This window comes from Brevibacterium sp. HMSC063G07, from assembly GCF_001810665.1.
Classification (GTDB): Bacteria; Actinomycetota; Actinomycetes; order Actinomycetales; family Brevibacteriaceae; genus Brevibacterium.
In genome coordinates this window covers 394245-404453 of record NZ_KV802363.1, presented here as the reverse complement: position 1 = coordinate 404453, position 10209 = coordinate 394245, and the positions used below count along the sequence as shown (strand labels likewise).

7 protein-coding genes and 1 tRNA gene are annotated in these 10209 nt (G+C 63.3%); 7 read left to right on the top strand and 1 reads right to left on the bottom strand.

Annotated elements, in window-relative coordinates:
• Positions 1-135: 135 nt before the first annotated feature.
• Positions 136-219: transfer RNA gene (locus HMPREF2757_RS10330), tRNA-Leu, on the bottom strand.
• Between the two features lie 390 nt (positions 220-609).
• Here HMPREF2757_RS10330 and HMPREF2757_RS10325 point away from each other — a divergent pair.
• Genes HMPREF2757_RS10325 through pknB form a run of 7 tightly spaced genes read left to right on the top strand, consistent with a single transcriptional unit; the run spans position 610 to position 10161 of the window.
• Positions 610-1458, top strand: coding sequence for a DUF3662 and FHA domain-containing protein (locus HMPREF2757_RS10325; protein ID WP_083304246.1), 849 nt, complete (start codon positions 610-612; stop codon positions 1456-1458).
• A complete protein-coding gene (locus HMPREF2757_RS10320) occupies positions 1458-1982 on the top strand; it encodes an FHA domain-containing protein FhaB/FipA (RefSeq protein ID WP_070576306.1) in 525 nt (174 codons plus the stop codon). Before HMPREF2757_RS10325 ends, HMPREF2757_RS10320 begins: the two co-directional genes overlap by 1 nt.
• A complete protein-coding gene (locus HMPREF2757_RS10315; RefSeq protein WP_070576304.1) occupies positions 1979-3568 on the top strand; it encodes a PP2C family protein-serine/threonine phosphatase in 1590 nt (529 codons plus the stop codon). Before HMPREF2757_RS10320 ends, HMPREF2757_RS10315 begins: the two co-directional genes overlap by 4 nt.
• Positions 3565-5085 carry an FtsW/RodA/SpoVE family cell cycle protein gene (locus tag HMPREF2757_RS10310; RefSeq protein WP_070576301.1) on the top strand — a complete coding sequence of 507 codons (1521 nt, stop codon included), beginning with the start codon at positions 3565-3567 and terminating at the stop codon, positions 5083-5085. The genes HMPREF2757_RS10315 and HMPREF2757_RS10310 overlap by 4 nt, the downstream gene beginning before the upstream one ends.
• Positions 5082-6548 (top strand): peptidoglycan D,D-transpeptidase FtsI family protein, encoded by a 1467-nt coding sequence (locus tag HMPREF2757_RS10305; protein WP_070576298.1) that lies wholly within the window; start codon positions 5082-5084, stop codon positions 6546-6548. Before HMPREF2757_RS10310 ends, HMPREF2757_RS10305 begins: the two co-directional genes overlap by 4 nt.
• Complete coding sequence (locus tag HMPREF2757_RS10300) at positions 6548-8323, top strand: protein kinase domain-containing protein (RefSeq protein ID WP_070576295.1); 1776 nt, start codon at positions 6548-6550, stop codon at positions 8321-8323. Before HMPREF2757_RS10305 ends, HMPREF2757_RS10300 begins: the two co-directional genes overlap by 1 nt.
• Entirely contained in the window at positions 8320-10161 is a 1842-nt protein-coding gene (gene pknB / locus HMPREF2757_RS10295; protein WP_070576292.1) for a Stk1 family PASTA domain-containing Ser/Thr kinase, read from the top strand. Before HMPREF2757_RS10300 ends, pknB begins: the two co-directional genes overlap by 4 nt.
• The last annotated feature ends 48 nt before the right edge of the window (positions 10162-10209 follow it).

Here is a 10209-nt window from a genome sequence, read left to right as displayed (position 1 = left end):
CCCGGAAAAGACACACTTTTCTTTACTTAACCCCATGAAGCTCCGAGTTGTGCAGGGCGACGAACGAACAAGGCCGGATTACTCCCGAAGGAGCAACCCGGCCTTGAGCTGGTCATCCGTACAAACGACACTCTGTGCGCGAGGGGGGACTTGAACCCCCACGATGTTGCCACCACTGGCACCTGAAGCCAGCGCGTCTACCAATTCCGCCACTCGCGCGAAGCAGCAAAAAGAAACTATACACACATCTGGTGCCCAGCAGCAAAACGAGCTCCAAAACCACCCTTGCGGCGCCCGCCCTTTAACCGGAGTCAGCGTCTTAGCAACAGCTGCTAAGGCGCAGATCTGTTGCTGCAGGGAGCTTCTTTGCGGCTAACGGGTGGATTCATTGCCAGCCGGTGTGCCCCGAGCGCACTCAGTCAGCCCGCGCCCAGTGCCCCACCCAACCGCACGATCCAAATCCCCTCAATATCCCCCACGCGTGAGCGATTTCGCATTGGTGTCAAATCAGCCAATGCCGCGAGCAGTCAGCCGAAGATGCGGTTCTCAGCCCCCATCAATGGTTCGGCCGTTAATATGATGTGTTGACTGATTGATCGTCGAAAGGGGGTGGAGCGCACCGTGGGCATGCTCGACCGTTTTGAGCGCGGAATTGAACGCGTAGTCAATGGCGCGTTCGCCAAGGCCTTCCGCTCCCAGGTCGAACCTGTTGAGCTCGCCGGAGCGCTTCGCAAGGAAGCCGACGCTCGCGCCGCCGTCGTATCGCGCGGCCGCACTCTGACCGCCAACAGCTACACCGTGGAGCTGTCCTCGACCGACTTCGAGCGACTGACCCCCATTTTCGACGAGCTCAAAACCGACCTCCGACAGGTTGTCGGCGAACACGCCGTTGAACAGGGCTACAGCTTCGTAGGCCCCGTAACGGTTGAGCTGACCGTCGCATCCGACCTCGACACCGGCGTCTACCGCGTGCTTGCGGGAACCGAGCGTCCCGATGGTTCGCCCGCCGCGCAGCCGGCCAACCGCGGCGGCTACGACCCCATAAGCCGTGCCAACCCCATCGTGCCGGAAGCCTACGAACAATCCCGCCGCCGCGAAACCAGCCCAGCCCCAAGCCCCGCGCCCAACCAGGCCAGCCCAGCCCGCCCGGCGGGCCGCCAGTCGGCCGCGCACTTCACGGTGTCGGTGGGCTCGCGCAGCTACCGGCTTGGCCAGGGGTCCACAATCTTCGGCCGTTCGTCTTCAAGCGCCGACATCGTCATCGACGACCCGGGTGTTTCACGCCGCCACTTCGAAGTGACCGTCGACGGCTCTCACGCTCAGGCTTCTGACCTGGGCTCAACCAACGGAACGCTGCTGGACGGCAAGCGAATCTCCAAAGTCAATGTGACCGATGGGACTGTTCTCCAAGCTGGTGACAGCGCGGTCGTGTTCCATCGATCGGAAGCAGGGAGCTGATGACTGAGCTCACCGTCATGGTGCTGCGCCTCGCGTTTTTTGCGCTGCTGTGGATTTTCGTCTTCCTTGTCGCCGGCGTGTTGCGCCAGGACATCTTCGGCCCGCGCACAACGAAGGCTCGCCGCCGCGGCAGGAGCGGACGCTCCAAGAGCAGCCGCCCGCAGAGCACTCCCGCCGCAGCTCCATCGGCATCTGGCGGTGCCGTACAGCCCGGTGACCAGGTGACAACAGCCCACTACGCCCAGCTGGTCTTCACCTCTGGCGCTCTGCAGGGCCGCGTCATCTCGCTGAACGGCCAGCCCGTCACCATGGGCCGGGCCGGAGGCAACGACGTTGTCCTGCATGACGACTTCGCTTCCGGCGTTCACGCGCGCGTCGTCGCTGACAACGGCCTGTGGTACGTCGAAGATCTCGGTTCAACCAATGGGACGTTCGTCGGCGATCGCAGGCTCCACGGCGCTGTGCCTCTTCCTGCTTTCACCCCTGTGCGAATCGGCAACACGACAATGGAGCTGCAGGCATGACGAACGAACTTCCCGAAATCATGTTCAAAGCCGCCGTCCGCTCCAATGTCGGCCTGGTGCGCCAGAACAATCAGGACTCCGGCTACGTGGGTCCGAACTTCCTGCTGATCGCCGATGGCATGGGCGGCCACGCCGGCGGTGACGTCGCTTCGGCCATCACGGTCAGCCGCCTGTCCGCACTGGACACCCCACAGCACAGCAGCGATCTGCTGGGTGAGCTCCGCTCCGCGATCCTCGAAGCCAACGAACGGATCAACGCCGCTGTCGAAGAGCGTCCCGAACTTGCTGGCATGGGCACGACCGTCACCGCACTCATGCGCCACGACAGCCGCCTGTGCTTGGCCCACATCGGTGATTCGCGCGCATACCTGCTGCGCAACGGCGAACTCACGCAGATGACCTCTGACCACACGTTCGTGCAGATGCTCGTAGACGAGGGCCGCATCACGGAGGACGAGGCGGAACACCACCCCCAGCGCTCCGTCGTCATGAAGGTGCTCGGCGATGTCGGTGCGACACCTGAGCTCGACATGTCGATCCGCAACGCCCAGGTGGGCGACCGCTGGCTGCTGTGCTCTGACGGTCTGACCGGCTTTGCTGATATTCGCGACATCAAACACGTCATTGAAACCGTCGACAGCCCCGATGACGCCTGCGACCAGCTGGTCGACCTCGCCCTGGACGGCGGGGGTGCTGACAATGTGACCGTCATCGTCAGCGACATTGTGGAAGCTGACCCCGCCCACACTGACGACCCGGGTTCCAACGCCGGTTCGGTGCGCATCAATCCCCACTACGCGCTCCTGGGAAGCTCTGCTGAGGCCACCCGCCAGATGACCGTCATCAACGACGACCCCACAGCAGACACCGACGTCATGCACGCCGACGACATCGCGGCTATCGGCGCGGGCGAGCACATCGGCCCAACCGAACCCGGCATGCCGGGTTCCGCGGACGCCGAACTTACCGCCCATCCCGCCTCCACCTCGGAATTCGATGACGAGGCGGAATCACCTGCCGCTGCAGCCGCACCTGGCCACCCTGTCACCGCAGCATCGGCTGCCGACGAGGACCGGAAGCTTTCGCGCGCTGAACGCAAGGCACAGCGCAAAGCCGACAAGAAGGCTCTCAAGCCGGCGGCTGAGACACTGGAAGACGATGACGACTACGAAGAAGCTCCCCGCCGGAACTTCTTCGGCTGGATTGTCACAGTGCTCGTGGTAGCCCTCCTGGCCGGTGCCGCACTGTTCGGCTGGCGCTACATCCAAAGCCAGTACTACGTGACAGAAGAAAACGGCCGCGTTGCCGTCTACCAGGGCATTTCCCAGGACCTGGGCCCCATCAGCCTGTCTCACCTGCAGGAACAGACCGAAATCGAGGTCAGCAGCCTGTCGAGCTTCACCCAGGACCGCCTGGGGCAGACCATTCCGGCCGGTTCGAAAGAAGACGCCGACGACATCGTCAACAACCTGCGCAGCGAAGCCAGCCGCGACACCAGCGGCGAGGACATCCAGCCGGGCGTCAACGAAGGTGGAGACCCCGCCCCCAGCAGCGATCCGCAGGCACCGGGCGGTGAAGGTCAGTGAGCCGCGCAACCCTGGACGACTACTACAAGTCGGCTGCCGGACAGGAAGAGACTTCGAAGGGCCCGCGCACATACCGCAATGTTGAGCTCGTGCTCATCCTGATTGCGGTCGTCGTCGCAGGCGGCGCCTACGCGCTCGTCGGCATCGGAGCATCAGATGCGATCCCGGCCAATGTGTACAGCTACACGGGCATCCTCGCCGCTTTCGGCATCGGCATCAACATTGTGCTGCGCATCCGCGCCAAGTACGCCGACCCGATTCTCGTGCCCACCGCCATCATGCTCAACGGCCTCGGGCTTGCCATGATCTTCCGGATCGGGGTTGCCAAAGACAGCACGCGAGCGGCAGATTCGCAGCTCATCTGGATGGGCTTGGGCGTCATCCTGTGTGCGACGGTCATCTTCGTGCTGCGCGACCACCGCGCTCTGCGCAACTGGCCCTACGTTGCCTTCCTCGCCGGTGTCTTCTTCCTGCTGCTGCCCCTGGTGCCCGGACTGGGCCGGACCATCAACGGTTCGCGCATCTGGATCGGCCTGGGCCCCTTCAGCTTCCAGCCCGGTGAGATCGCCAAAATCCTCTTGGCCATCTTCTTCGCGGGCTACTTCGTCAACTACCGCGACCAGCTGCGCCTGGCCGGGCCCCGGTTCCTCGGGATGCGGCTGCCAAGACTGCGCGACACAGGGCCTCTCATCATCGCCTGGATCATTGCGGTTGCAGTCATGGTGTTCCAGACCGACCTGGGTTCGGCACTGCTGTTCTTCGGACTGTTCGTGGCAATGCTCTACGTTGCCACCGGCATCAAGACGTGGATCGTTTTGGGCCTGTCCATGTTCGGCGCTGCCGCCGTTTCGGCCTATTTCCTGTTCTCGCACTTCTCACTGCGCGTCGACGCGTGGCTCAACGCACTGTCACCCGAAGAGTTCAACCGCACACCCGGCGGTTCCTACCAGCTGGTTCAGGGCATGTTCGGAATGGCCAACGGCGGTCTTTTCGGCACGGGCTTCGGTGAGGGCCGCCCGCAGATCGTCCCCTATTCGGACTCCGACTTCATCATCTCCAGCTTCGGCGAAGAGATCGGCATGATCGGGCTGTTCGCCATCCTCATGCTGTACCTCATCATGTTCCAGCGGGGCGTGAAGATCGCCGGCAACCTGCGCGACCACTTCGGCACCCTGCTGTCTTTGGGTCTGTCGTTCCTCATGGCCTTCCAGACGTTCATCGTCGTCGGCGGTGTTACGCGACTCATTCCGCTGACCGGTCTGACGACCCCGTACCTGGCTGCCGGCGGTTCATCGCTCGTGGCCAACTGGATCATCCTGGGCCTTCTTCTGCGCATGAGCGACAACGCTCGACGCCCGCAGGAGGAGTTCCAGACCGGTGTTCTCCAGGCGGTCACCGACACCTCACCCAAGGTGCGCACCGACAAAGAACCCGAGGTCGTCGACTACGTGACCACGGACTACAACCCCAACACCAGCGGCTACGCGCCCAGACAGGCAGGAGGTGAACTGCAGTGAAGAAACCGTTGGGCCACGTGTTCGTCGTCGGACTCGTGATGTTCGCTCTTCTGTTCGGTTCGGTCAGCACTGTGCAGTTCCTGGCCGCTGACAGTCTGCGCTCCAACCCCTTGAACAACCGCACGCTGTTCGAGCAGCTGTCGCGGCCGCGCGGACCAATCCTCGTCGACGGTGAACCCGTGGCGAAGTCCGTTCCAGTGGACACTGAGTTCAAGTACCAGCGTCAGTACGGCGGGAAGGGCCTGCCTGCCGAAATGTACTCCGGGATCACCGGCTACTACTCGGTCGTCGGCGGTTCCACCGGGATCGAACGCACCGAGGGCAGCCTGCTGTCCGGTCTGGACGACCGTTTCTTCTACGACCAGATCTCCAACTGGATGACAGGCCAGGAGAACATGGGCGCAGCTGTTGAGCTGACCATCAACCCCAAAGCGCAGAAAGCCGCGTGGAACGCTCTGGGCGGTCAGAAAGGCGCCGCGGTCGCCCTCGACCCGAAGACCGGCCACGTTCTCGCAATGGTCTCCACCCCCGGCTGGGACCCAAACCCCCTAGCGTCACACGACAGGAAAAAGGCCAAGTCCGCCTATGAGAACCTCGTCGGAGCCAACGGACAGCCCGCTGTGAACAAGGCAATCGGCGGCAAACAGTACCCGCCCGGCTCCGTGTTCAAGCTGGTCACCGCAGCAGCGGCCCTGGAACACACCAACTACACGCCCGACTCCGTCCTGGAATCGCCCACCCGTCTGGAACTTCCGCAGACCAGCGCCACCATCGGCAACGCCGGCGGCGCAACGTGCGGCAGCGGCGGCGAAGCGACCTTCGAACACGCTCTGGCGAAGTCGTGCAACACAACCTTTGCCAAGCTCGGCATGGACATCGGCGAAGACGCAATGGCTGAAACGGCCAAGAAGTTCGGATTCGGCGAAAGCTTCGAATCCCCCATCAAGGTCGATGCTTCGCAGTTCCCCGAACAGCTCAGCCCTCCCCAGCTGGCCCAGTCGGCCATCGGGCAGTACGAAGTCCGCTCAACCCCCATGCAGATGGCGATGGTCTCCGCGGCAATCGCCAATGACGGCAAGGAAATGCGGCCCAACCTCGTCAAAGAGGTCAAGAACGCCCGCACCCTGAAAGTAATGGAAACCCCAAGACCGAAGACCTTCTCAAGGCCCATCAGCAAGAAGACGGCCGGCCATCTCAATCAGATGATGCAGAAAGTCGTCACCGACGGCACCGGCACTGCGGGAGCGATCTCGGGTGTCAAAGTCGCGGCGAAGACCGGAACGTCGCAGCACGCAAAGGGTGCGGCCCCCCACGCCTGGTACACGTCGTTCGCTCCGGCTGACGATCCCCAGGTTGCCGTGGCAGTAGTTGTAGAGAACGGCGGTGCAGCAGGATCGGCAGCGTCCGGCGGCCGCACTGCGGGACCGATTGCTAAGAAGATCATGGAGGCGGTGATCAGCTGATGAAGCCAGAAGCAGGCACAGTGCTCGGCGGACGCTACGAACTCACCACCCGAATCGCCGTCGGCGGAATGGGCGAAGTGTGGAAGGGAACCGACAACGTTCTCGGCCGCCCGGTCGCAGCGAAGATCATGAAGGACGAGTACCGGGACGACGAGGCCTTCCTCGCTCGTTTCCGGGCCGAAGCACGGTCGATGGGCGCGGTGTCCGACCCCGGAATCGCCGGGGTGTACGACTACGGCGAAGAAACCGGCGCACCGTACCTTGTTATGGAGTACGTGCCCGGCGAAGCGCTGTCTTCGATCATCGAACGCGACGGCGCTATGAGCGAAGTCGACGCTCTCAACATCACCGCGCAGGCGGCCCAGGCGCTCGATGCCGCCCACAAGGCCGGCGTGGTCCACCGTGACATCAAACCGGGCAACCTGCTCGTCACCCCGGACTTCCGGGTGAAGATCACCGACTTCGGCATTGCTCGCGTAGCAGACCAGGCTCCGCTGACCCGCACCGGTCAGGTGATGGGCACCGCCCAGTACCTCGCTCCCGAACAGGCCACCGGCAAAGGCTCCGTGCCCCAGTCCGACCTGTACTCGCTGGGCATCATCCTGTACGAACTGCTGGCCGGACGCCGCCCGTTCATCGGCGAAACCCAGGTGGAAATCGCCATTGCGCAAGTCAACCGCCGCCACCCGGATCTGCCGGAGACGGTTTCAGCGCCAGTGCGGAGGCTCGTCGACTGCCTGCTGGCAAAGAAGCCCGGCCTGCGCCCGACCGACGGTGCCTCGGTCGCCGCGGCAGCCCGCGCCCTTATGGACGGCGACGTCGCAGCCGCCGAAACCGCTGTGCCGCAGCTTGCAGAAGACGCCGGCGGGCAGACCGCGGCAACCCAGCTCATCGGATCTGACGAAGCCTCAACGACCGTGTTGAGCCACACCTCGGAACACCAAGCCGCACAGCCGGTGGGCATCCAACGCGGATACCTCGACGGCGCTGATGCGGGATCTGACGAACTTGACGAACCCGATGAGCCCAAAAAGGGCGGCGCGGGTGCGAAAGCTGCGATCGCGATTCTTGTGATCGCCCTTCTCGGCCTGCTGGGCTGGGGAGCCTGGGCACTGGTCGGCGAACAGCTCTTCGGCGACCAGACCGCGGACGAACAGACCGACTTGGTGGAGATCAACCCCAGCGACTACGTAGGCAAGGACTACCGCGACGCAAAGAAGGCCCTGAAGGACCTTGACCTCAAGGCCGAAAAGAGCCTGGAGTACTCCGACGAACCAGAAGGCACCGTCACTGCTGTACAGCGCGGCGCCAAGGGCTACAGTTTCGCCCCCGGTTCGCCGGTGACGCTCGTGGTCTCCCGCGGCCCAGACCCTTCCGACAACGACAACGACAGCGGACGGGACAGCCAGCCTCAGCAGCAGGAACAGCAACCGCAGGAGCGCAAGCGCTCCAACGACTCCAACCAGCGCGGAAGCAGCGGATCAGACACCGGCGGTTCTCGCGATTCCGGTTCTGGCAGCGGCAGCGATTCCAACCAGGCGCCCGGAAACTCCGGCGATGCTCCCAGCCGCGATCGCGGCAATTCCGGCAACGCCCCCGGTCAGACCCAAGACCAGGGCAACCAGGGGAACCAAGGCAATCAGGGCAACCAGGGCAGTCAGAACGATTCCGGCCAAAACGGCTCCGGCCAGGGCGATGCGGGACCGAGTGGTTCCGGCCAGGGCGGCGGACAGGTGAGCGGCGGGAACTCCGCCTCGAACAGCGGAGGTGAATGATGACGGACTCCCGTCTGCTTCTGGGCCGTTATGAGATCGAGGAGCTCCTGGGCCGCGGCGGCATGGCCGAAGTGCACGCCGGAACTGACCGCAGGCTCGGCCGTCGCGTGGCAATCAAACTGCTGCGCAACGACCTTGCCCGCGACAATTCGTTCCACGAGCGCATCAATCGCGAAGCCCAGTCAGCGGCCAGACTGAACCACCCCGGCATCGTCAGCGTCTACGATTCTGGCGAAGAGAGAGTCATAGAGTCCGGCGGCGGCGAAGTCACTGTGCCGTTCATCGTCATGGAGTACGTGGAGGGGCAGACTCTGCGCGAGGTTCTGTCCGCCCACGGACCGCTGACCGTTCAAGAATCACTGGACATCATTGCCGGGGTTCTCGCACCCCTGGACTACAGCCACCGCAACGGGATCGTCCACCGTGACATCAAACCCGCCAACGTCATGCTCACCCCCGAAGGCGACATCAAGGTCATGGACTTCGGGATTGCGCGCGCGCTTGAAGACACCGGTCAGCTGACGCAGACCTCGACGGTTATCGGCACCGCCCACTACCTCTCCCCCGAACAGGCCCGAGGCGAAGTTGTCGATGCCCGCTCTGACCTGTATTCGACGGGCTGCCTGCTGTACGAACTGCTCACGGGCCAACCGCCGTTCACGGGCGATTCGCAGCTGGCGGTGGCCTACCAGCACGTCGGCGAAACACCGCGCCCGCCGTCGGAGCTCAATCCGAACGTTACACCGGCTGTGGACCGCGTGGTGCTGCACTCTCTGAGCAAGGGCCGTGATGAGCGCTATCAGGATGCTTTCACCTTCCGCGAGGATGTTCTGGCGGCCCGCGATGGCCGCCCGCTGAGCATTGACGGCGGCGACCCCAATGCCACCCAGGCTTACGCCCAGCCCCCGGCAACCGCTGCAACGCAGATGGTCGCCCCCGTCGGCGTGGGCTCCGGCCCGCCTGCCACCGGGACACTGGACGAAGTCTCGAACACCTCGGGCTTTTCGACTTTGCCCAGCCGCGAAGAAGAAGAGGATGACGACAACAAGAAGCGCAGCTGGCTGTGGATTCTCGCAACGATCCTCGTGCTTGTTCTGGGCGGGCTTGGCCTGTGGGTCTACCAGCTGTCCAAGCCCAAGGAACCGCCGACGATTGAACTTGCCAACCTGCAGGACGTTTCGGAAAAAGAAGCGATGCAATGGCTGCAGGACAACAACCTCAACGGTGTGACCGAGGAGGTCAACAACGACGACGTCAAAGAGGGCAATGTCGTCAAAACCGATCCCGAAGGCGGCACCGCTGTCGAAGTGGGTTCGGATGTCACGGTCTATGTTTCCGCTGGCCCCGCCGAGGTGGCAGTCCCGGATGTCTCGGGACAGACGGAGTCTTTGGCTCGCCAAACTCTGGATGAGGCCGGTCTTAAAGGCGGTTCGAACAAGGAGCAGAACTCACCTGACGTTGACAAGGGAACGGTGCTGAAAACCAAGCCCGGAAAAGACTCGAAGGTCAAAAAGGGTTCGGCTGTCGATCTGATCCTGTCCTCCGGACGCGTCGACGTTCCCAATGTCACCGGCAAGAGCGCAGATCAGGCCTGCTCGATCCTCACCGGCGACAAGTACCAGCTTGAATGTAAGACCGAGGAAGTCGAAACTGACGAACACGAAGCCGGCAAAGTGTTCTCACAGTCGGTCAAGGGCGGTTCCTCAACCGATCAGCACGCCACCATCACCATCAAAGTGGCGAAGGAAAAGCCGACTCCCACGCCGGAGCCGGAAGAAGAAGAGGAGGATCCGAATACGGAATCTCCGCTTTTCCCGGGCACCGATGACGGTTGGTGATCCGGCCACCGGCTGAGCTGATGAAAAGCGGCCGGGGCTGGGTGTGAT